The sequence below is a fragment of the Gemmatimonadetes bacterium SCN 70-22 genome, from assembly GCA_001724275.1.
In the GTDB taxonomy this organism is placed as follows: Bacteria; Gemmatimonadota; Gemmatimonadetes; order Gemmatimonadales; family Gemmatimonadaceae; genus SCN-70-22.
The window spans coordinates 48,485-71,202 of sequence record MEDZ01000018.1; the positions used below are offsets into that span (position 1 = coordinate 48,485).

The 22,718-nt window shown below is 71.1% G+C and carries 17 protein-coding genes; 5 read left to right on the forward strand and 12 right to left on the reverse strand.

Annotated elements, in window-relative coordinates; translation table 11 throughout:
• The first annotated feature begins 298 nt into the window (after positions 1-298).
• The gene (locus ABS52_10515) at positions 299-2,380 is read left to right on the forward strand and encodes a pyruvate dehydrogenase (GenBank protein ID ODT03205.1); all 2,082 of its coding nucleotides are present in this window, start codon (positions 299-301) and stop codon (positions 2,378-2,380) included.
• Positions 2,381-2,449: 69 nt separating this feature from the next.
• Here the strand turns inward: ABS52_10515 and ABS52_10520 are convergent, their stop codons facing one another.
• The 6 genes from ABS52_10520 to ABS52_10545 all read right to left on the reverse strand — a co-directional run bounded on the left by ABS52_10520 (position 2,450) and on the right by ABS52_10545 (position 8,640).
• Entirely contained in the window at positions 2,450-2,950 is a 501-nt protein-coding gene (locus ABS52_10520) for a hypothetical protein (protein ID ODT03176.1), read from the reverse strand.
• Positions 2,951-3,070: 120 nt separating this feature from the next.
• Entirely contained in the window at positions 3,071-3,556 is a 486-nt protein-coding gene (locus ABS52_10525; protein ID ODT03177.1) for a phenylacetate-CoA oxygenase subunit PaaJ, read from the reverse strand.
• An 8-nt stretch (positions 3,557-3,564) separates the two neighbouring features.
• Positions 3,565-4,329 carry a phenylacetate-CoA oxygenase subunit PaaI gene (locus tag ABS52_10530; protein ID ODT03178.1) on the reverse strand — a complete coding sequence of 255 codons (765 nt, stop codon included), beginning with the start codon at positions 4,327-4,329 and terminating at the stop codon, positions 3,565-3,567.
• Between the two features lie 37 nt (positions 4,330-4,366).
• Positions 4,367-4,687 (reverse strand): 1,2-phenylacetyl-CoA epoxidase subunit B, encoded by a 321-nt coding sequence (locus ABS52_10535; GenBank protein ID ODT03179.1) that lies wholly within the window; start codon positions 4,685-4,687, stop codon positions 4,367-4,369.
• A gap of 24 nt (positions 4,688-4,711) precedes the next feature.
• Positions 4,712-5,683: a 1,2-phenylacetyl-CoA epoxidase subunit A gene (locus ABS52_10540; GenBank protein ID ODT03180.1), complete on the reverse strand. Its 972-nt coding sequence runs from the start codon at positions 5,681-5,683 to the stop codon at positions 4,712-4,714.
• A gap of 254 nt (positions 5,684-5,937) precedes the next feature.
• On the reverse strand, positions 5,938-8,640 hold the full coding sequence (locus ABS52_10545) for a hypothetical protein (GenBank protein ODT03181.1): 2,703 nt from the start codon (positions 8,638-8,640) through the stop codon (positions 5,938-5,940).
• Between the two features lie 139 nt (positions 8,641-8,779).
• Here ABS52_10545 and ABS52_10550 point away from each other — a divergent pair, with 139 nt between their 5' ends.
• Positions 8,780-9,553, forward strand: a complete 774-nt coding sequence (locus tag ABS52_10550) for an enoyl-CoA hydratase (GenBank protein ODT03182.1) — start codon at positions 8,780-8,782, stop codon at positions 9,551-9,553.
• A 124-nt stretch (positions 9,554-9,677) separates the two neighbouring features.
• Here the strand turns inward: ABS52_10550 and ABS52_10555 are convergent, their stop codons facing one another.
• Together ABS52_10555 and ABS52_10560 are read right to left on the reverse strand one after the other, a co-directional pair.
• Positions 9,678-10,868: a homogentisate 1,2-dioxygenase gene (locus ABS52_10555; GenBank protein ODT03183.1), complete on the reverse strand. Its 1,191-nt coding sequence runs from the start codon at positions 10,866-10,868 to the stop codon at positions 9,678-9,680.
• An 88-nt stretch (positions 10,869-10,956) separates the two neighbouring features.
• On the reverse strand, positions 10,957-12,096 hold the full coding sequence (locus ABS52_10560; protein ID ODT03184.1) for a 4-hydroxyphenylpyruvate dioxygenase: 1,140 nt from the start codon (positions 12,094-12,096) through the stop codon (positions 10,957-10,959).
• 326 nt (positions 12,097-12,422) lie between these two features.
• On the opposite strand from ABS52_10560, the gene ABS52_10565 reads away from it, so the two are divergent.
• Positions 12,423-14,126 carry a hypothetical protein gene (locus ABS52_10565; GenBank protein ID ODT03185.1) on the forward strand — a complete coding sequence of 568 codons (1,704 nt, stop codon included), beginning with the start codon at positions 12,423-12,425 and terminating at the stop codon, positions 14,124-14,126.
• On the opposite strand, the gene ABS52_10570 is transcribed toward ABS52_10565, so the two are convergent.
• The 4 genes from ABS52_10570 to ABS52_10585 form a co-directional block, all read right to left on the reverse strand.
• A complete protein-coding gene (locus ABS52_10570; protein ID ODT03186.1) occupies positions 14,123-16,282 on the reverse strand; it encodes an acetoacetate--CoA ligase in 2,160 nt (719 codons plus the stop codon). The two genes, ABS52_10565 and ABS52_10570, sit on opposite strands and share 4 nt — an antisense overlap.
• Before the next feature lie 16 nt (positions 16,283-16,298).
• Positions 16,299-16,652 carry a hypothetical protein gene (locus ABS52_10575; protein ODT03206.1) on the reverse strand — a complete coding sequence of 118 codons (354 nt, stop codon included), beginning with the start codon at positions 16,650-16,652 and terminating at the stop codon, positions 16,299-16,301.
• 188 nt (positions 16,653-16,840) lie between these two features.
• Positions 16,841-17,920 (reverse strand): alpha-hydroxy-acid oxidizing enzyme, encoded by a 1,080-nt coding sequence (locus tag ABS52_10580; protein ODT03187.1) that lies wholly within the window; start codon positions 17,918-17,920, stop codon positions 16,841-16,843.
• A gap of 22 nt (positions 17,921-17,942) precedes the next feature.
• Positions 17,943-19,565 carry a peptidase M28 gene (locus tag ABS52_10585; protein ODT03188.1) on the reverse strand — a complete coding sequence of 541 codons (1,623 nt, stop codon included), beginning with the start codon at positions 19,563-19,565 and terminating at the stop codon, positions 17,943-17,945.
• A 168-nt stretch (positions 19,566-19,733) separates the two neighbouring features.
• Here ABS52_10585 and ABS52_10590 point away from each other — a divergent pair, with 168 nt between their 5' ends.
• Both ABS52_10590 and ABS52_10595 read left to right on the forward strand, forming a co-directional pair.
• Entirely contained in the window at positions 19,734-21,353 is a 1,620-nt protein-coding gene (locus tag ABS52_10590) for a hypothetical protein (GenBank protein ODT03189.1), read from the forward strand.
• On the forward strand, positions 21,350-22,684 hold the full coding sequence (locus ABS52_10595) for a hypothetical protein (GenBank protein ID ODT03190.1): 1,335 nt from the start codon (positions 21,350-21,352) through the stop codon (positions 22,682-22,684). Before ABS52_10590 ends, ABS52_10595 begins: the two co-directional genes overlap by 4 nt.
• The last annotated feature ends 34 nt before the right edge of the window (positions 22,685-22,718 follow it).

A 22,718-nucleotide genomic window follows, 5' to 3' on the forward strand; every position in this document is an offset into this window, starting at 1 on the left:
AGGTGGCACGGCGAGGTAATGTGCAGCGCCGCGCACCCCGCCGCACACCACCGCCCCACTTTCGGGGCGCGCGTGACCACCATCCGATAGATTTCTCCCAGCCAATGACCACGGCGCCACCCTTCGGAATCGAGGCGCCACGCAGTCGCCGCCCACGATCCTTTCGCTGCCTGCCATGTCGCGTCCCAAGTCATCCGCCCGCCCCTCGTCGAAGAGCGCCACGCCGCGCCGTGGCACGGCCGGCGCGCGTCCTTCTCCCGATGGCACCCGCGACGGGGCGGCCGGCGAGGAGGCACGAATGGTCCCGCCCCGGATGGACTGGCGCCGCATCGCCTACCACACGCTGGTTTCCCGCGCACTCGACGACGTGGAGGAGACCACCAACCGGAACCGCGCACACGTCCCCAAGGATCACCTGGTGCTCTACCAGTTCTCCGCGCGCGGCCACGACATGGCGCAGGCGATCCTGGGGAGCTTCATCGACCACCCGCACGATGCCGCGGGGGCGTACTACCGGTCGCGCCCCCTCCTCCTCTCCCTCGGCCTGGAGATCGAGGACGCCCTCGGCTCCCCGCTCGGCCGCGCGGGAGGCTTCAGCGATGGGCGCGACATCGGCGTCGTGTGCAACCTCCCCACCCGCCAGGGCCCCAAGGTCCTCCCCATGTCGGGCGACGTCGGGTCGCAGTACACCCCCGTGGCGGGGTGGGCGCAGTCGATCCAGTATCATCGCGACGTGCTGGGCGATGCCTCGTGGCGCGGGGCGATGGCCGTGGCGTTGGGAGGCGACGGATCCGTCGCAACCAACGGCTTCTGGTCGGCGCTGACCATGGCGACGACGCTCAAGCTCCCCGTGCTCTTCTACATCGAGGACAACAACCTCGGCATCTCGGTCCGGGGGGAGATGCAAACCCCCGGGGCGAACATCGCCCGCAACCTGGCGTCGTTCGGCAATCTCTTCATCCGCGACGGCGACGGCACCGACCCCGCCCAGGCCGCGTCGCTCATCAAGGCCTGCGTCGATCACGTCCGCGCCGGCGAGGGCCCGGCATTGGTGCGCCTCACGGTGCCGCGCCTGTCGTCGCACTCCGGCCCCGACAACCAGAAGGGGTATCGCACCGACGAGGAGATCGCCGAGGACTTCAAGCGCGACCCGCTCCCGCGCCTGCGCGACTTCCTGGTCCCCGCGCACCTCGGCATCACGGAGTGGGAGGCGCTGGAGCGAGAGGTGGCGCGCGACGTCGCCGCCGGGCTCGAGGGGGCACGCGCGCGCCCGGCCCCCGACCCGGTGACCATCCTGCGCCACCGGTACGCCGAGGCCGATGCCCCGGACGATCAGGCGTTAGGCGGCCTCACCGCCGCCGAGCGCCGGGCGCTGGGCGGGACGACGGAGCCGTCCGAGGGGGGCGAGATGGTTCGCTTCCAGGAGGCGATCCGCCGCACGCTCCGTCGCGAGCTCGAGGTGAACCCCAGGCTCGTCGTGTTCGGCGAGGACGTCGGCGTGAAGGGCGGCGTGCACCTGGTGACCGAGGGGCTGCAGAAGCAGTTCGGCCCCGGACGCGTCTTCGACACCTCGCTCTCGGAAGAGGGGATCATCGGGCGCGCCTCGGGGATGGCGATCGCCGGGCTGGTCCCGGTCGCCGAGATCCAGTTCCGCAAGTACGCCGACCCCGCCACGGAGCAGCTGAACAACACGGGGACGATGCGCTGGCGCACCGCCAACCGGTTCTGCGCCCCGATGGTCGTACGCATGCCGGGCGGTTTCGGGAAGGATGTCGGCGATCCCTGGCACTCCCTCAGCGCCGAGGTGCTGTGGGCGCACGCGATCGGCTGGCAGCTGGCGATTCCCTCGAACGCCGCCGATGCCGTGGGACTCCTGCGCGCGGCCATGCGCTCCCCCAACCCCACCATCTTCTTCGAGCACCGCTCGCTCCTGATGACCAGCGACGGGAGCGCCCACTACCCCGGCGACGACTACATCGTCCCGCTCGGCGTGGGGGCGACGCTGCGGGAGGGGACCGAGCTGACGCTCGTCAGTTGGGGGGCGATGGTGCACCGCTGCGCCGACGCCCTGGCGATGACCGATGTCTCGGTGGAATTCATCGACCTGCGCAGCATCGCGCCGTGGGACAAGGCGCGCGTGCTGGACTCGGTGAAGAAGACCGGGCGCTGCCTCATCGTCCACGAAGACACGAAGACGGCCGGCTTCGGCGCCGAGATCGGCGCCGTGCTGGCGCAGGAGGCGTTCTGGCACCTCGACGCCCCGGTGGAGCGTCTCTGTGTCGACGACGTCCCGATGCCGTATCACCCCGTGCTCCTCGACGCCGTCCTGCCCTCGCCGGCGCAGATCGCGGCGCGAATCGACGCGCTGGTGCGGATGTAGGGAGCTGGAAGCGGCGCTTGCGCAGCCGGCGGGCGCGGGCGGCGGGCGCGGGTGCCAGCCCGATGCGCGTCAGTCGTGCGCGTCTCTTCGCGCCCCGCGCCCGCCGGCATCGCTGGCCCCCTGCTCCACCACGACCCGCCCCAGGAAGCGGCGGAAGTCGGGCTTGGGCCCGAAGTGGAGGAGCATGCCCACCTCGGCCTGCGAGCAGCGCATGCAGTTGAGCAGGCGAAGGCGGTCGCCCTCGTTCAACTCCGGCCCGGTGCGGATGGAGAGGACGACCTTTCCTTCCACGAGCAGGTCGGCGGCATATGTCCCGACCTTGCGCCCCTTGTAGAACACCCCCAGGGGCACATCCTGCTCGGCCTGCACCCCGCGCGAGGCCAGCTCGAGGACGATGGCGCGCAGGTAGACGGCATCGGCGAATCCGTGCCCCAGCTCGCGATGGACGGCGAAGAAGGCGGCGAGGATACGGCCGGTGACGTGCTCGTGGACGAGGCGCGTGGCCGGCGCGCGCTCGTCGGCGAGGGCGATGGCTCGCTCGGCATCGATGGCCAGGATGGGGACGGACATGCGAACGCTCCCGGTGTGTGGACGGGAGCATCATGCGCTCGCCCCGTGGGGGGCGCGTCACCGATTCACTACGGGCCGTACCGTCACCTTCCCGGCGTCGCGCGCTCGCCGGGCGGCGCCTCAGATCGCCTTGAAGTGCTCGAACGGCTGGTGGCAGGCGTTGCAGAAGTGGAGCGACTTGCACGCCGTGGACCCGAAGTCGCTGCGGGTATCGGTGTCGCGCGAACCGCAGAAGGGACACGGCACCGCCGCCCCACGCCGCATGAGCGGGATGAGCGCCTGATCGGCGGCGCGCCCCGGGGGGGCGATACCGTAGGCGCGCAGCTTCTCCTTCGCCGCGTCCGACATCCAGTCGGTCGTCCACGCGGGGGAGAAGACGGTCTGCACACGCGCCACGACTCCGCGCGCCGCGAAGGCGCCGGCCACGCAGCGCTCGATCTCGTGCATGGCGGGGCACCCGGAATAGGTCGGGGTGATGTCGACCACGACCTGATCGCCCTCGATGCGCGCGTCTCGCACGATGCCGAGCTCCACGACGCTGAGCACCGGGACCTCGGGATCGCGCACCTCGTCGAGGATCGCCCACAGCTCGTCGCGCGACGGCATGGCCCGGACTACCACGTCGCCCCCGGGAAGCTGCGGGCCACGATCTGCATCTCGGCCAGGAGGTGGCCGAGGTGCTCGGTGTGCCGTCCGGTCCGGCCGCCGCGCATCATGGAGCCGTCGGGGGGAAGGGTGAGCGTGGCCGTCGCCACGACCTCTTTCACCTGCGCCAGCCAGGCGTCGCGGACCGACGCCGGATCGACGGCCAGCCCCTGCGCCGCCAGCCGCTGCTCGGTCTCGTCGCCCAGGAACAACTCGCCCGCGAAGCGCCACGCGTCGTCGAGCGCGCGTTGCACCCGCCGGTGGCTCTCCTCGGTTCCGTCGCCGAGCCGGATGATCCACTCGCCGCAGTGGCGCACGTGGTAGCGCGATTCCTTCAGCGCCTTGGCCGCGATCCCCGCCAGTTCCGGGTGGGCGCAGCGCTGCAGCTGCTCGAGCACGAGGAGGGCGTGGAGCGAGAAGAGGAACTGGCGCACGATCGTGTCGCCGAAGTCGCCGTTGGGCGTCTCGCAGAGGAGCGCGTTGCGGAAGTCGACCGCCTCACGGAAGTAGGCCAGCGCGTCCTGGTCGCGCCCCTTCCCCTCCACCTTCCCCGCCAGCTGCAGCAGGAGGTTGGCCTGCCCGATCAGGTCGAGGGCGATGTTCGAGAGGGCGATGTCCTCCTCGAGGATCGGCCCGTGCCCGCACCACTCCGACACCCGGTGCCCGAGGATGAGCCGGTCATCCCCGAGGCGGAGGAGATAGGTGAAGAAGTCCTGCCGAGTCTGTTCGTCCACGGTGCCGTTCCTCTCGTCTTCTCGTCTTCTCGTCTTCTCAGAAGACGCGTACCCCGCGCGGGGTCTTGTAGAACTGCGGGTGGCGATACGCCTTGTCGTTGGCCGGGTCGAAGAACGGCCCCATGTCCTCGGGCGTGGAAGCGACGATCGTGATGCTGGGAACGACCCAGATCGAGACCGCCTCGTTGCGCCGGGAATAGACGTCGCGCGCATTCTGCAGCGCCTGCTCGGCGTCGGCGGCGTGGACGCTCCCGGCGTGCTGGTGCGGGTCGCCCGCCCGTTCCTGGGTGAAGACTTCCCACAGCGGCCACTGGCTGTCGGTGGCGCGCGCCGGGGCGTCGGCGGAAACACTGGTCATGGCTGTCATCCTCGTGCCGGATCGTTAGGCGGCGACCGCGGGACGCGCGGCGCGCTGCTTGGCGGCATGGGCCTCGGCCGCCTCGCGCACCCAGGCCCCCGCCTCGTGCGCCGCGCGGCGGGCGGCCACGCGCTCCCGGTTGCACGGCCCGTCGCCCTTCACCACCGCCCAGAACTCCGCCCAGTCGATCTCCCCGTGCACCCAGTTCCCGGTCGCCTCGTCGTACCGCAGCACCGGGTCCGGGAAGGTGAGCCCCACCGCCTGCGCCTGCGGGACCGTCAGGTTCACGAAGCGCTGGCGCAGCTCGTCGTTGGTCTTCCGCTTCACCCCCCACTTGAGCAGCTCGGCCGTGTTGGGCGAGTCCTTGTCGCTCGGCCCGAACATCATCAGGGTGGGCCACCACCAGCGGTTGAGCGCGTCCTGCACCATCGCCTTCTGCTCCGGCGTCCCCGCGGCGAGCGTGGCGACGATCTCATAGCCCTGCCGCTTGTGGAAGTTCTCCTCCTTGCAGATCCGGACCATCGCCCGCGCATACGGGCCGTACGAGGTCTTGGCCAGCGTCGTCTGGTTCACGATCGCCGCCCCGTCCACCAGCCAGCCGATGATCCCGATGTCGGCCCACGACAGCGTGGGATAGTTGAAGATCGACGAGTACTTGGCCGTCCCGTTGTGCAGCTGCTCCAGCAGCTCGCTCCGGTCGACGCCCAGCGTCTCCGTCCCGCAGTAGATGTACAGGCCATGCCCCGCCTCGTCCTGCACCTTGGCGATGAGCGTCATCTTGCGCCGCAGCGACGGGGCGCGCGTGATCCAGTTCCCCTCCGGGAGCATCCCCACCGTCTCCGAGTGCGCGTGCTGCGACATCATCCGGATGAGCTGCTGCCGGTAGCGCAGCGGCATCCAGTCCTTGGGCTCGATGACCTCGCCGCGGGCGATGCGGGCCTCGAAGGCGGCCAGGCGGGCGGCGTCCTCTCCCGTGGGGGCGGTGGTCTGCGTCATGGATTCTGCTCCTGCGCGTCGCGTGAATCGAATCGGACCAATGAGGTCATACACCAGCGCCCCGGCCCGGCACGGTCGCGGGGCGGCCTCGGGGACAGCGCGTCCCTGAAGTATCTCCGCATCTCCAACCACAACAAAGTCTTGCGCGAGCCGATGGCCGGTATTAGGACTGGCCAGTCCGATCGAATGGGACATGGGGGAACACGCCATCGGCGACATCGGGCGCCACCACGATGCGCGCCGACCACCAGCGCCTAACGCGCGCGCTCGCCCCCCTCGTCACGCAACCGATCGTGCCACGCCGTCAGTACCCGCACCTCGCGCAGCGGCGCGGTGGCAATGTGCTGCTTGAAGACGAAGCGACGCCCCGCCCCTCCGACGGCGAAGTTGCGCCCCGGAAAGTCGGCCACCGCGGCGGTGAACAGCTGCTGCGGCGCGCCAAAGGGCGACGCCTGCGTCGGATCGTAGCGCATGGCATAGAACGTCTGGCGCGTCCCGCCGGCGGCCGCGGGGGCGCGGGCAATCAGGACCTCCGCCGCGATGACCTCACTCCCGCCCGCGACCCATGCCGGCATCCCGAACGATCCGGGGGCGATCACGGCGCGACGCCCGCTCCCGTCCATCGCGTACGCGACGATGGCGCCGTTGTCCTCCCCCCTGAGGTGCTGGGCGATGACCCAGCGCCCGTCCCCCGTGGCCGCGAGGATCGCCGAAGACGGCACCGGCAACCTGCTGCCAACCGTTTGTCCATGGACCAGGACGCCGACCGAATCCCCGAGTTGCGAGAGGAAGGCCGCCGAGTCGTTGAGCGGCGTCACGACACTCAGGATCGCCGTCCCGCCCGGGAGCGGCAGTGGGCTCGCATTCGCCTCCGGGTCACCGATGAAGCCCGAGTCGTTGCGCACGAAGGCCACGCGCCGGCCGTCGGCCGTCCACCTCGGCGCGCCCAGCGATCCCCCCGCGATCCACGGGAGGACACGCCCCGTCGCCACATCGATGACCACCAGCTTGGCGTCCCCTGGCACCCCGACGCGCGCCACCACGCGACGCCCGTCGGGAGTGAGGTCGAGCGCGGTATATTCGTCCGCCGGGGCGGGGATGGTGTCCAGCTTCCCCGCCCGGTCGGCCCGCACGAGGATGCCGCGCGTCATGACGTCGCCAGGCACGTAGACCAGCGTCCCGCCCCCGTTGATCGCGAACTGCGCAGCCCCCCGACCGCTCTCGGTGCGCACGCTGTCGACGACGACGACGGCTGCCCCCGTCAGGCGGGCACTGGCGGCGTCGATGGGGGCCGCGTACAGGCGGCCGTCGCGCGCGAAGATCAGGTGCCCGTCTCCGTCCACCCGTGCCATCATCGCACGCACCCCCTCGTCCCTGGCGGCCGCCGACCGTCGCGTGACGGGGCGCGCCTCGCCCGTCCCGATGTCGACGAGGAAGAGGAAGTCCCCGCTCGTGGCGAGGACGTGCCGTCCGTCGGGCATCGCGGCCGGGAAGGCACAGGTGGCACGGCACGCAATGGTTCGAATGGAGTCGCCGCTGGGGGAGAGGACGAGGAGCTCACTCGCCAGGCGCTGTGACAGCACGATCGTCCCGTCGGACATCGCCGTTCCCCCCCACGCCTCGCCCTCGAAGCTGCCGGCGGGAGGGGGGTGGATCAGGGTGACGCGCCCGTCGGCGAGGACCACCCGTTTCACCCCTTCCAGGGCGAAGAAATAGATCGATTCTCCCGAGGCGGAGAAGAACGGTGCCTGAGCACCCTCCGTCCCCTCGAGCCCGCGCACGGCGAACTGCGACAGCGGCCGCAGGAACAGTCGCGACCGCGTCCCGTGGCTCCCGGCAAAGGCGAGCATTGTCCCATCGGGCGACAGCGCCAGCGTCGCCGTCCCCTCGGCGGTCGCCAACTGCGGCTGGATGCGCATCGAGTCCGGGAGCAGCAGGCTCGCACTGACGGCCGCCACCGAGGGCGCCGCCTCGCCGCGCCGGCCCATCCACCAGCCCACCGCAAGGGCCGCAGCTGCAACCACCCCCCAGGCGACCAGCCAGCGTCTCGCGGGGGCGGCGTGGACGACGGGCGGTGGCGTCGCCACGCGTGACGGCGTGACGTTCGTGCCCGACGACGCCGCCCCGCCTCCCTCGAGCGCGGCGGTGAAATCGGCCGCCGAGCTGAATCGGTCGGCCGGCAACTTCTCGAGCGCGCGCAACACCGCCGCCTCGACGTGCGGCGGAATCGCCCGTCGCACGAGCGACGGCGCCTCGGGAGTGGCACTCACCACCTTGGCGACGATGGCCTGCAATGTCGCCCCCGTGAACGGAGGCTCGCCTGTCAGCATCTCGTACGTCACCGCGCCCAGCGCATACAGGTCGGCACGGGCGTCGATCTGCTTCTCGCCCATCGCCTGCTCGGGGCTCATGTATTGCGGTGTGCCGAGCGAGAGCCCGGTCTGCGTCATGCGGGCACCCGCGGCCTCGTGCACGGCGAGCGCGATGCCGAAGTCCGCGACCAGTGCGTGCCCCGACTGGAGCAGGATGTTCTCCGGCTTGATGTCGCGATGCACGATCCCGATGGCGTGTGCCGCGCCGAGTGCGTCTCCCACCTCGCGCGCGATGCGCAGCGCGTCGTCGACCGGGAGTTGCCGCTCGCGCACGAGCCGCGCGCGGAGCGTCTCTCCGGCGACGAACGGCATGACATAGAACAACGATCCGCCGGCCTCGCCGCTGTCGAGCAGGGGGAGGATGTGCGGGTGCTGCAGCCGTGCGGTCGTCTTGATCTCGGCCAGGAATCGTTCGGCGCCCAGCGCAGCGCCGAGATCGGGATGCAGGACCTTGATGGCGACCTCGCGACCGTGTCGGATGTCCTCGGCCAGGTAGACGGTCGCCATCCCGCCGGCGCCGAGTTCGCGCTCGAGGCGGTAGCGGTCGGCGAGGGCTGTGCGCAGCCGATCGAACGCGTCGCTCATGGGCCACAATGATCGGGCATGGGGCGGGAACGCGCGAGGGGCCGGGGGGGGGCGCAGGGCGACCACCTCGGCACCATCGCTGCCCTTCACGCGCGGCCCCCCCTTACCTTACCCTCCGCCATCAACCAATCGCCGCCCCATGTCCGCTCCCACCCCGCTCGACGCCGGCACCATCTCCCACGCCGTCGAGCACGGCATCGCGACCGTCACGTTCGGCCATCCCAAGGGGAACTCCCTTCCCGGCGCCACGCTGCGCGAACTCGCGGCCACCTTCGACGCCCTCGCCGTGCGTGACGACGTCCGCGTGATCGTTCTCCGCAGCGAAGGGAGCGGCCCGTTCTGCGCCGGCGCCTCGTTCGACGAGTTGCGCCGTATCGAGGACGAGCACCAGGGGAAGGTCTTCTTCTCCGGCTTCGCGCACGTGATCCTCGCCATGCGGCGATGCCCGCAGTTCGTGATCGCCCGCATTCAGGGGAAGGCCGTGGGGGGAGGCGTCGGGCTCGCCGCGGCCGCCGATTACAGTGTCGCGACGCGCGGCGCCTCGGTGCGCCTGAGCGAGCTCGCCGTCGGCATCGGACCGTTTGTCGTGGGCCCCGTCATCGAGCACAAGGTCGGGCGCGGGCACTTCACCGCGATGTCGGTCGACTACGACTGGCGCGACGCCGCCTGGGCCGAGCGCGCCGGGCTGTACGCGCGGGTCGCCGATTCGGTGGCCGAGGTCGACGAGATCGTCGATTCGCTCGCCCGCAAGCTGGCCGCCGCCAACCCCGCAGCCGTGCGCGAGCTCAAGCGCGCCTTCGTGGCGGGAACCGAGCACTGGGACACGCTCCTGTACGAGCGCGCCGCGATCTCCGGCTCCCTGATCCTCACCCCCCCGGCACGCCAGGCGCTCGCCGCCCTCGCACGCGGTTGATCCGAGCCCCCCAGACCACGCGAAGCACACTCCCCCGCCGCCGCGAGCCGCAACCAGAGCCAAGTGAGACGAGGCGCCGCGCCCCTGCCGCCCGCCCCTCGTCCTCTCGTCTTCTCGTCTTCTCCTACGAAGTAGGCGGATTGAACGCCGCCTGCTGCTGTTCCAGCCAGCTCTGGTGGTACTTCGGGTCCTCGAAGGCCATTGCCGCCTTCGCCACCTTGAGCGGGCGGAACGAGTCCATCATCACGGCCAGCTCGTTGGTGTACTTGGCCCCGATCGACGCCTCGGCGCGTCCGGGGTGCGGGCCGTGCGGGAGGCCATCGGGGTGGAGCGTGATCGAGCCGTACTCGATCCCCTTCCGGCTCATGAACTCGCTGGACGCGTAGAAGAGCACCTCGTCCGAGTCCACGTTGGAGTGGTTGTACGGGGCGGGGATGGCGTTCTCGTCGAAGTCGTACGGGCGCGGGCAGAAGGAGCAGATCACGAAGCCGTCGCCCTGGAACGTCTGGTGCACCGGCGGCGGCTGGTGGATGCGCCCGACGATCGGCTCGAAGTCGTGGATGTTGAAGATCCACGGGTAGAAGTAGCCGTCCCACCCGACCACGTCGAAGGGATGGTGGTCGAGCACGAGCTCGTTGATCGCGTCGTACTGCTTGACGTAGATGGGGAAGTCGCCCTTCTCGTCGTGCGGCGCGAGCACCATGGGGCGCCGGATGTCGCGCTCGCTGAACGGGGCGCCCTCGAGCAGCTGGCCGAAGTCGTTGCGGTAGCGGCGGGGGAAGCGCACATGGCCGCGGCTCTCCATCACCAGGAACTTGCTCGGCCTGGAGGCGTCGAGCCGCCAGCGGTGCGTGATGTTGCGGTGGATGACGACGTAATCGCCCGACCGGTAGGGGAGGTCGCCGAAGACCGACTCGAGCGTCCCCTCCCCTTCCGCCACGTAGATCACCTCATCCGCCTGCGAGTTGCGGTAGAAGTGCGCGTCGATGCGGTCGGGCTCGACGTAGGCCATCGCGATGTCGCTGTTGAAGAGGAGCGGGATGCGGTCGAGCGTGGCGCTCCCGCCCTTGCGTGCGCGCGCCGTGAGGAAGTGGCGATGCCGGAGCGACGTGTCCTCGTCGGCCTCGAGCTTCGCGTCGCACACCTTGCGCGCCGACTTCACGGTGGTGGGCGGATGGGTGTGGTACAGGAGCGACGACGTCCCCACGAAGCCCTCGTGCCCCATCAGCTCCTCGGCGTACAGCCCACCGTCGGGGCGACGGAACACGATGTGCCGCTTGCGCGGAATGCTGCCTAACGCGTGGTAGAACGGCATGGGATGTTGGTGAGGAAGGTGTGGGAGACGCGAGCCCGAGGCCGCCGCTCGTCTTCTCGTCTGCTCGTCTTCTCGTCTTCTGCCTCTATCAGAGATTCCCGCGCAGCGCCTGCTCGCGCTCGATCGACTCGAAGAGCGCCCTGAAGTTCCCCTTGCCGAAGCTCTTGGCCCCCTTGCGCTGGATGATCTCGTAGAAGACGGTGGGGCGATCCTGCACCGGCTTGCTGAAGATCTGGAGGAGGTAGCCGTCGGGGTCGCGATCCACGAGGATCCCCAGCCGGGCCAGGGCGTCCACGGGCTCGTCGATCCTGCCGACACGGGCTTGCAGCTCGTCGTAGTAGGACGTCGGGACGGAGAGGAACTCCACCCCGCGGTCGCGCAGCGCCGTCACCGTGCCGATGATGTCGTCCGTGGCCAGCGCCATGTGTTGCACCCCGGGGCCGACGTAGAACTCGAGGTATTCCTCGATCTGCGACTTCTTCTTCCCCGTCGCCGGCTCGTTGATCGGGAACTTGATCCGGTCGTTCCCGTTGGCCATCACCTTGGACATGAGCGACGAGTACTCGGTCGAGATGTCCTTGTCGTCGAAGGTGAGGAGGTTGCGGAAGCCCATCACGTCGGCGTAGAAGTCGACCCAGTGGTTCATCTTCCCCAGCTCGACGTTGCCGACGCAGTGGTCGACGTACTGCAGGCCGACGGGCGTCCCCTGGAAGTGCGGCGCCGCGGAGCGGAAGCCCGGCATGAAGGGGCCCGTGTAGTTGCGGCGTTCCACGAGCGAGTGGATCGTCTCGCCATAGGTCCGGATCGCGGCGATGACCACCTCGCCATCGTCGTCGCGCAGCACGCGCGGTTCGTGCACCGACTGCGCCCCGCGCTCGACGGCCTTGGCGTGGGCGTCGCGCGCGTCGTCGACCCACATGGCCAGGTCGCGGACGCCGTCGCCGTGCTTGTGCACGTGCTCGGCGATGAAGGCGGCCTCGGGGCTCAGGTCGGGGCGGATCGCCGTCGTGAGCACGAAGCGGATCTTCCCCTGCTGCAGGACGTAGCTCGCGCGATCGCGCGTTCCGGTCTCGGGGCCGCGATAGGCGACCACCTGGAAGCCGAAGGCGGCACGATAGTAGTGCGATGCCTGCTTGGCGTTGCCGACGTAGAACTCGATGTAGTCGGTCCCGTTGATCGGGAAGGTGTCGTGCGCGGTCTCGGGAGCCGGAGCGCTGATGGTCGCCATGGAATGCACCGAACGTGAAGGGAGAGCCGGCGGCCTGCCGAAGCGGAATCGTCGTGCCCGCAGGCCGGTTTTCGACCGGGGGGGCAATGTAATACGCGCCCAGACGATGTGCCCGGTGGTCGGACCGGTCTAACCGTTTGCCACGGCCTCACTTAGGGCCACCGCGCATGCCCAACGCCCCCCCCCCCCCGCGCGTCATGGCGCACCACCCGCCCCTCCCCACCCGATGCATCCCTCGGCACCTTTGCCCCGTAGGGACCGCGACCTCCATCCCCGCGCCCGGGCCACCCCCGGGGTGCGCGCCGCCCTTACTCTTCCTCGCCCCGATGTCATCCGCGTCCGCCGATACTCTCGCCTTCGCCCGCGCCCTCGACGGACAGTATCGCATCGAGCGCGAGATAGGCCGTGGCGGCATGGGCATCGTGTACCTGGCGCGCGACCTCAAGCTCGACCGCCCCGTCGCCATCAAGACGCTCCCGTATCACCTGGCCAGCGACCCGGTATTGCGTGAACGCTTCCTTCGCGAGGCGCGCACCGCAGCCGCTCTCGCGCACCCGGGGATCGTCCCCATCCACCGCGCCGACGAGTTGGGGGAGTTCGTCTTCTTCGTGATGGGGTTCGTGGACGGCGAATCGATGGCCCAGCGGGTCCGATCCCGCGGACCCTATCCCCCGGCCGAGCTCGTCCCGCTCCTCATCGACGTCGCCTCGGCGCTCGGATATGCCCACGCCCGCGGCGTCGTGCACCGCGACATCAAGGCCGAGAACATCCTCCTCGACGCGACCGGGACGCGGGCGATGGTCACCGACTTCGGCATCGCCCGGTTGCAGCAGGCGGCGCCGCTCACCCAGACCGGGATGGTCCTGGGCACCGTGTTCTACATGAGCCCCGAACAGGTGGTGGGTGACACGCTCGACGGGCGCAGCGACCTCTATGCCTTCGGCGTCCTCGCCTTCTTCGCGCTCACGGGGCGCTTCCCGTTCGAGAGCGAGACGCCATCGGCCGTGCTCGTCGCGCACGTCACGCAGCCGCCGCCGACCATCCGCCGCATCGCTCCCGCGGTACCGCCGGCGCTCGGCGCCATCGTCGACCGTCTCCTGGCCAAGGACCGCTCGGCGCGCTTCGCCGATGCCGGCGCGCTCGTCGCCGCCCTCGCCGACGCCGCGCAGGGGATCCCCGCCGATGCCCCGGCCGCCGCCGACGTGGTGCTGTCACCCACCGAGGCGCACGCGATCTGGGAGCGGGCGGCACTGCTGCAGGAACTGACCGGGCAGGTTGCCCCCCCTGCCGTCGCCGCGCGGCGCGAGGGGACCCGGGAACCGCTGGCCACTGGGGCCGGCTACCCCGTCGGCGATGTGCGCCTGGCGGCCCGGGACGTCGGGATCGACGACAGGTACGTGGAGCGCGCCCTGGTCGAGCATGGCGTCGGCGCCGGGGTCCCCGGCGAGGTGGTGCAGCCCGGCGGGGCGATGCAGGAGCGCGTGAACCCGCTGGTCGGCGCGCACACCAGGCTCGAGTTCGAGGTGACGATCCCGGGCGAACTGACCGACCCCGACTTCGAGGATGTCGCCGACGAGATCCGGCGGAGCATCGGCGACGTGGGAACGCTGAACACCATCGGGCGCAGCGTCGCCTGGACCTCGTTCGGGACACCAACGTCGCAGCGCAAGCTGCAGCTCACGGTATCGTCCCGTAACGGCCGCACCGTCGTGCGCGGCTTCGAGGATCTCTCGCAGCTGATGGGCGGGATCTTCGGCGGGGTCGTGGGCGGGGTCGGCGGGGGCGCGGGGGCGGCGGCCTTCGGTCTCGCCATGGCGCTCACGCAGGGGGCGGTCCTCGTCGCCGCCCCCGCCTTCGTCGGGGTCGCCGGCGGCGCCTACGCCCTGGCGCGCGGCATCTTCACCACCATGTCCCGCCGGCGCGAGCGCGTGCTGCGGAGCGCCGTCGAGCGCGTGGCCCAGCGTGCGCGTGAGTGTATCGCGGCCCGTCGCCTGTCGCGCACCACCGACCCGCGCCGCCTGCCACGTTAGGCGCGGGCGCCCCCGCCGTCCATGCGGAGCTCCGGCAAGTCGCGGAACAGCTCGAGCGCCTGCGGGTTGGCCAGCGCGTCGACGTTCTTCACCGGCCGTCCGTGGATCACGTCGCGCACCGCCAGTTCCGTGATCTTCCCGCTGATGGTGCGCGGGATGTCGGCGACGGCGACGATCACCCGGGGAACATGGTGCGGCGACGTGTTGGCCCGGATCCGCTGGGCAATGCGGGCGCGCAACGCGTCGTCGAGCATCGCCCCGTCGCGGAGCCGGACGAACAGGACGATGCGCACGTCGCGGTCCCCCTCCCCGCCGGTCTCCTGCCCCACCACGAGGCTCTCCACGACCTCGGGGAGCTGCTCCACCTGGCGATAGATCTCGGCGGTCCCGATGCGCACCCCGCCCGGGTTCAGCGTGGCGTCGCTCCGCCCGCTGATGACGAGACCGCCATGCACCGTGCGCTCCGCCCAGTCGCCGTGCCGCCACACCCCCGGGTACGCCTCGAAGTATGCCGCCCGGTACCTGGCGCCATCCGGGTCGTTCCAGAAGGCGACGGGCATGCTCGGGAACGGACGCGTGCACACGAGCTCCCCCGGCTCCCCCTCCACCGGGTGCCCCCGCTCGTCGAGGATCTCCACCGCCATCCCCAGCCCCGGCACCTGCAACTCGCCGCGCCACACCGCCCCCGCCGGGTTGCCTAACGCGAAGCAGGAGATGATGTCGGTGCCTCCCGAGATGGAGCTGAGCTGCACGTCCCGCTTGATGTCGCGGTACACGTAGTCGAACGAGGGCGGGGCCAGCGGGCTCCCCGTCGAGAGCACCACCCGGAGCGCCGAGAGATCGTGGTCGCGCCCGGGGGCGAGCCCGGCCTTCTCGGCCAGCGCCAGGTACTTTGCCGAGGTCCCGAAGACGGTGATGCGCTCCGCCTCGGCCATCGCCCACAGGAGCGACCGCGACGGCGTCGACGCCTCGGCGCGCGGCGCCTCTCCCGTCCCCCGTCTCCCGTCGCCCGTCTGCACATCCAGCGCCATCGGCGCGCCGTCGTACAGCACCACCGTCGCCCCGACCGCCAGCGCGCTCACCAGCCAGTTCCACATCATCCACCCGCAGGTGGTGAAGTAGAAGATCCGGTCGTCGGCGGTCAGGTCCGTGTGGAGGACATGCTCCTTGAGGTGCTGCAGCAGCGTCCCGCCCGCCCCGTGCACCATGCACTTCGGGAGCCCGGTGGTGCCTGACGAGTACATGATGTAGAGCGGGTGATCGAACGGGAAACGCTCGAACGCCCCCTCGGTGCCGCGCCCGTCGCCGCTTCCCTCGCCCGCGAGCCGCCCGTCCCCCTCGGCCAGCCAGTCCTCCCACGCGGTCGCCTGGCGCACGCCCGACACGTCGCCCCCGGCGTCGAGATACGGAACGACGACGACCCGCTCGATGGCCGGGATTCGTGCGGCGATCTCGCGCACCCGCCCGAGCGTGTCGATCGCCTTCCCCGCGTACCGATACCCATCGCAGGCCACGAGGATGCGGGGCGCGATCTGCCCGAAGCGATCCAGAACCCCGTTCACCCCGAAGTCGGGCGAGCACGACGACCAGATCGCCCCCACCGCGGCCGTGGCCAGCATCGCGATCACCGCCTCGGGGATGTTGGGCAGGAAGGCGGCGACGCGGTCACCGGGGCCCACTCCATGTGCGCGCAGGGCGGCCGCCGCACGTTGCACCTGGCGGTAGAGCGCCGCGTGGCTCAGGCGGGCGTACCGTCCCCCCTCGTGCCACGCCACCAGCGCGTCGCGCTCGTCCCGCGCCCGCAGCAGGTTCTCGGCGAAGTTGAGCCGCGCCCCCGGGAACCAGCGCGGGCCCAGCACCGGGTCCGGCGGCGCCATCCGCCCCGCGCCGACCACCACCTGCTCCCACGCCCCCTGGCCGTCCGGGCGCTCGTCGGCGATCACGCCCCCATAGCGCCACACCGCCGGCCAGAAGCGTTCGGGATGCTCGACCGACCAGCGATGCAGTGCGGCGTAGGCGAGCGTCCCGTCCTCCCCCACGCACGGGACCCCGTCCGCCGCTTGCACCTGCCGGGCGAAGCGGACGAGGTTCGTCCGCGCCGCCCGGTCGGGCGAGGGGCGCCAGAGCGGCGCGTCGGCGACGCTCCCGTCGCGCATCGTCACCGCTCCGGCGTCAGGGCGTGCAGCCCGTCCCCTTCAGCTCCACGTTGAAGAGGAGGTTCGCGTTGCCCGGGATCGGCCCCGCCCCTCCCGCTCCGTAGCCATAGTCCGGGGGAACCAGGAGGCGACGCTTCCCGCCGATCTTCATCCCCTGCAGCCCCACCTGCCACCCGCCGATCAGTCCGGAGAGCGGGAAGCAGACGGGCGTCGTCGTGCTCGCCCGCTCGTCGACCTTGGTCCCGTTGGGGAGGTACGCGGCGTAGTACACCGAGATCGTCGGCGTCCCGGTCAGCGTCTCGCCGGTCCCCGCGACTTCATCGAGGTAGTACACGCCCGACGGGAGCTTCGTGAACTGGGCGAGGTTCACCTGCAGCGATGCGGCCCAGACCTGCTCTTCGAGGGGAACCTGCTTGGGCACCGTGATGTCCTCGGCGGCACAGGAGGCGAGGAAGAACGCGCCGCCAGCGGCGGCGAGTCGGCGAATCGAACGGGAAAGGAACATGGAGGCGAAGCGATTGGCGTGGGATGAGACAGGGAAATGAAACCGCGGCGTGGCTAGGCGTCCACCACCAGGTCGCGGGTCAGCTCCGCCACCGACGTGGCCCCGGCCAGCGACATCGCCAGGTCGAACTCGAGCCGCAGGTGCTGCAGCACCTCGACCACCCCCGATTCTCCGCCGGCGGCGAGCCCCCACAGCGGGGGGCGGCCGACCAGCACGGCCCGCGCGCCTAACGCGACGGCCTTCACGATGTCGGTCCCCCGGCGGATCCCCCCGTCGACGTAGACCTCGCCCCGCCCCGCCACGGCCTCGACCACCTCGGGGAGGGCGCGGGCGGTGGCGATCGCCGTGTCGAGCTGTCGCCCGCCATGATTGGAGACGATGATCCCGGCGGCCCCGTGCCCGAGGGCGCGCACGGCGTCGTCGCCCCGCACGATCCCCTTCACCACCACCGGGAGCCCCGTGACGTCATGCGCCCACTCGATGTCGCGCGGCGTCAGGGCGGCATCATGGAGCGCCTGGAGGTGCCTGGCGAGCGCCGACCCTTCGCCGTCGCCATGCGGCAGGCGCGAGTGCCCGGAGCCGGCCGCGACCGCGTTGGCAATGGTGAGGTGCGGCGGCAGGGTGAAGCCGCTCGTCAGGTCGCGCTCGCGCCACCCCAGCATCGGGGCATCGACGGTGATGACGATCGCCGAGTAGCCGGCGTCGCGCGCACGCTCCAGCAGCGCACGCGTCGCCCCCCGGTCCTGGTAGATGTAGAGCTGGAACCACATCGGACCGGCGGCGGCGGTCCGCACCTCTTCCAGCGCCGTCGTCGCCGTCGTGCTCACCACCATCAGCGACCCGCACGCCTGCGCCGCCCGCGCCATCGCCAGCTCCCCCTCGGGGTGGGCGAGCTTCTGCATCGCCGTCGGCGCGACCATCACGGGGAAGTCGATCGTCTCCCCCAGCACCGTCGTCGCGAGGCGTCGGGTCGTCACGTCGACCATGGTCCGATACCGCAGCGCGAGCCGCTCCCACGCCGCGCGGTTCTCGCGCAGCGTCACCTCGTCGTTGGCCCCGCCGGCGTAGTACCCCCAGGCGGCCGCGTCCATCCGCGCAGCCGCCCGGGCCTCGACCTCCGACAGGTTGATCATCGCGGCGGGCCCGCCCCCCTGCCTAACGCTTGTAGTCCGCCGACTTGCGGAGCGCGTCGGTGCAGCTGGGCCACGCCGTGGCCCCGGGGAACCGCCCGGGCCCCGCCGCCTCCCCCGCCATCGCTCCGCGATCGAACACCCGGCGATCGCGCGCCACCATCTCCGGCTCCTCCGAGGCGAGATACGCCAGCATCGCGGTCAGCACCGCGTTGTTCATCACCTCGTCGGCCACCATCTTGTCGTACGTGTCGCGCTGGGTGTGCCAGGTGTACTGCCCGTACGACCAGTCCAGCGCCCCCAGCCCGAAGCCGGGCGCGCCGTGGCACACGAACGACGCGTGATCGGAGCCTCCCCCCGCCGGGCTCCCCGGAACGCCAAGGGTCACGTGGCGCGAGATCTCCGACGGGACGCTGGCCAGCCAGCGCGCCAGCGCACCGCTGGCGGTGGTGAAGCCCGACGCCGAGAGATTCACCACGCGCCCCGTCCCGTTGTCCTGGTTGAAGAGCGCCTGCAGCCCCTTCACCACCTCGGGATGGTCGGCGGCGAAGGCGCGCGAGCCGTTGAGCCCCTGCTCCTCGCCGCTCCAGTGCCCCACGAGGATCGTCCGCTTCGGGTTGGGATACACCTGCTTGAGGATGCGCAGCGCTTCCATCATCACCACGGTCCCCGTCCCGTTATCGGTCATCCCCGACCCGCCGTCCCACGAGTCGAAGTGCGCCGACAGCACGACGTACTCGTCGGGCTTCTGCGTCCCGCGCATGCGGGCGATGGTGTTGAAGACCGGGACCTCGCCGAGGTGCTCGGCGTCGGCTCGCACGCGGAGCTTCGGCCCCTGCTTGTTGTCGGCCAGGCGGTAGAGCAGTCCGTAGTCCTCGCACGAGAGGTCGAGCGACGGGACCTTCGTGGTGCGCGAATCGAAGACCTTCTGCACCCCCCATCCACGCGACCAATTGCTCGCGATCACCCCGGCCACCCCGCCCTGCTCGAGGCGCGCACCGAGGAAGCCGGTGCCGAGCCCCGTGCCGTATCCGGTGGCCTGGATGCGGCGCTGCCAGGCGGCCTGCGCCTCGCTGCGCGCCTTCTTCATCGCCTCGAAGCCGGCGGGGAGGGCATAGTGCTCCCAGTTGTCGTCCGGCCGGCACGTCGGCTGCAGCATCGAGACGAGGACGAACTTCCCCCTGGCCTGCGGGAGCCACTGGACGAACGCGGTCGAGTCGGCAAACTCGGGAAGGACGACGACGTCACCGGTCACGTCCTTGTTCCCCGTCCCGCCGCTCCACGCCAGCATCATCCCTTCGAGCGTGCGGACGCGGGGCTCGATGAGGTCGATGTGCGTCGCCCCGCGGCGCCACCCCTTCCACGTCCCGTATTGCTCGTTGCTGGCCTCCAATCCCCACCCCTTGTAGGTGGCCACCAGCCAGTCGTTGCCGCGCTTCATGCCCGGCGTCCCGGTCAGGCGCGGACCGATCGAGTCGGCGAGGACCTGCGCCAGGCGTGCCACCTGCGAACGATTCATCCCCTCGTCCCAGATGCTGCGGATGACGGGGTCGGGGGTGGTGTAGCTCTGGGCGCGAGCGACGGGCGCGACGGTCGCGAGTGCGGCGAGGATCGCGAGGGCCGCGAACGGGGAGTCGGAGCGACGCATGGGATGCCGGGGGACGTGGGTGGAAGGTCTCACCCGAATCTGGTGTAGTGCACGTCACAGCGGGAGGCGCATGCCGGTGCGGTCCTGTCGGTGCAGCGACGCCACAGCCTTGCCGCGCGGGCCGGACGGGCGTAAGAAGGGGCGTCCTTTTCCCGGGGGGCGAGTGGTATGGGCGCACGAAAGAAGCGCGCGGGCGGCGAGGGGACGTCTCGCCCGGCTCCCGCGGAGCACGCGCGGAAGCGGTTCGATCCGAGCCAGCTCGATCGCACGGTCATCGCGATCCCGCTCGTCGAACGGATGGCGCGGATGGAAGGGGAGCGTGCGGCCGGCGAGGCGCCGCCGGTCCATCCGGTCGTCATCGACCTCAACCTCGACTTCGCGGGCGGGCGAGAGGCGGCCCGCCAGTTCGTGATCGGCCTCGTCGCGGAGGTGGTCGTCGGACGGCCATCCCGGACAAACCGGGCGCAGCGCGACACCCTCCTGCGGCGCCTGGATCGCCTGTCGCCGGCGCAGTACGTGGCCGCCTCGCTCACCGAGGCGCAACTCACGCGGCTCGTCGAGGGCGACGTCAGGCAGGCCGGCGGGGTGTGGCAGCGCCGCGGGATCTACCGCATCTGGCCCGACTTCGAGGTCCGCGCCTGCCTGACGAGAAGCGGGATGACGGTCAAGGCCGACGCCGCCCGCATCGCCTTCAACGCCCGTGGCAACGGCATCGTCTGGGCGGTGATGGATTCCGGCATCGACGTCACGCACCCGCACTTCGCCACGTACCGGAACCTCGACGTGGCCGCGCCCATCGCGCATGCCTCCTTCCTGGGCGACGATGGCGACGATCCCTTGCAGGACGAATTCGGGCACGGGACGCACGTCGCCGGGATCATCGCCGGGTGCGCGGCGGCCGCGAGCGCGGGCCGCCGGAGGGAGAAGGTGTACGCCGCGCACGGCGTGCGCGAGGAGCAGTCGCAGCTCCCCATGGTCGACGTGCGCGAGGTGCGGGAGGAGCTCTGCGCCATGGCCCCGGAGTGCAAGCTCGTGAGCATGAAGGTGCTGGACGCCGCGGGGCGCGGGACCACCTCGGCGATCATCCGTGCCCTGCAGCGGGTCCACGAGATCAACCAGCACGGGCGTCGCCTCCTCATCCACGGGGTGAACCTGAGCCTCGGCTACGACTTCGAACCCGAGTGGTTCGCCTGCGGCCAGAGCCCGCTCTGCGTGGAGGTCGACCGCCTGGTGCGCGCCGGGGTGGTGGTCGTTGCGGCCGCCGGCAACTCGGGCTACGGCTACCAGCAGACGGCGTTCACCGGGGTCAAGGCCGCCGGCCTCCCCCTCACCATCAACGACCCCGGCAACGCCGAGCTCGCGATCACGGTGGGCTCCACGCATCGCGAGATGCCGCACCGTTACGGCGCCTCGTTCTTCTCGTCCAAGGGGCCCACCGGCGACGGGCGCAACAAGCCCGACCTGCTTGCACCTGGAGAAAAGATCCTGTCGTGCGCCGCCGGGGCAAAGAAGGGCGGGATCCTGGCGCGCCAGCGCAGCGCGGGATCGCCCAGCCGTCGGCGGGTGGGCGACGCGCAGGTGCAGTACGTCGAGGACAGCGGCACGAGCATGGCGGCCCCGCACGTCTCCGGCGCCATTGCCGCGTTTCTCTCGGTGCGGCGCGAGTTCCAGGGCCAGCCCGAGCGCGTCAAGGCACTCTTTCTCGAGAACGCCACCGACCTCGACCGCGACCGCTACTTCCAGGGGCGCGGGCTGGTCGACCTCATGCGCACCATCCAGGCGGTGTGACGGAGCGCTCCATGGGCACCCGGGACGGCTTTCCGTACGCCGAGATCGCCTTCGATGCGCGCGGCAAGTACGACGCCGCACGGCTCGACACGGTGCTCGGCACCCTGCGCACCCCGGGCATCACCGACGTCGTCTTCCTGTCGCACGGGTGGAACAACGACACTCGCGACGCGCGCCGCTGGTACGGCAGGTACCTCGGGCTCCTGCGCGAGGAATTCGACGCCGGGCGCGTCGCCGGGATCGCCGGGCGCACCACGGCCATCGTCGCGGTCTTCTGGCCTTCCAAGACGTTCGCCGACGCCGAGCTGCAGCCGGGCAACGCCAGCTCGTTGGGGAAGACGGTCACGACGGCCAGCGTCAGGAAGCAGCTCGCGCGGCTCGCGAGCGCCTGCCCCGACGAGGCGTCCAAGGCGCGCGTCGCGGCCGCCGCGAAGCTCGTCGACCGCCTCGAGGGTGACGTGGTGGCGCAGCGCGCGTTCGTCGACATGCTGCGGGGCTTTTGGGTCGCGGGGAGCCCCGGCAGCGACGGGCTCCCTCCCACGGGGGTCGCCCGCCCCGGCGACGAGGTGCTGCGGGCGCTCGCGCCGCCGGTCCTCGACCTCCCCGGTGGCGATCGTCTCGGGGGCGCCGCGTCCACCGGCGGTGCTCCCCTGGCGGCGCCGGCCGGCGGTGCCGCCAGCCTGCTCGGCTCGATCCTGAACGGGGCGCGCAATGCCCTCAACATGACGACCTACTTCATGATGAAGGCGCGCGCCGGCACGGTGGGAGCGCAGGGGCTCGCCACCGTGATCGCGCGCGTGCAGGACGCGTTCCCCTCGCTCGAGGTGCACCTGGCGGGGCACTCCTTCGGCGGGCGCCTGGTGGTCTCGGCCGCCAACGCCCTCCCGGGGCCCGCTTCGCGCCGCGTCCAGTCGCTCTTCCTCATGCAGGCCGCCTTCTCGCATTACGGCCTCGCCGAGAAGTACGACGGCACGAGCGACGGCCTGTTCCGGCCCGTCATCGCCGGCCGCAAGGTATCGGGGCCCATCTGCATCACCCACACCGTCAGCGACAAGGCGGTGGGGATCGCGTACCCGCTGGCGTCTCGACTGGGAGGGCAGGTGGCCTCGGGACTGGGGGACGAACACGACCGCTACGGCGGGATCGGACGCAACGGGGCGCAGAAGACCCCGGAGGTCACGCCGCTCCCCCTCCTTTCGGCCAGCGGGCGCTACGCCTTCGCCCCGGGGGGCGTGTACAACCTCGACGCCAACACCGTCATCACCGGCCACAGCGACATCTGCCGCATCGAGGTGGCCCATGCCCTGGCGTCGATGATCGCCGCCACCTAGCGGCCGCCGCGTCGTCACGGCGACCGCTGGGCGG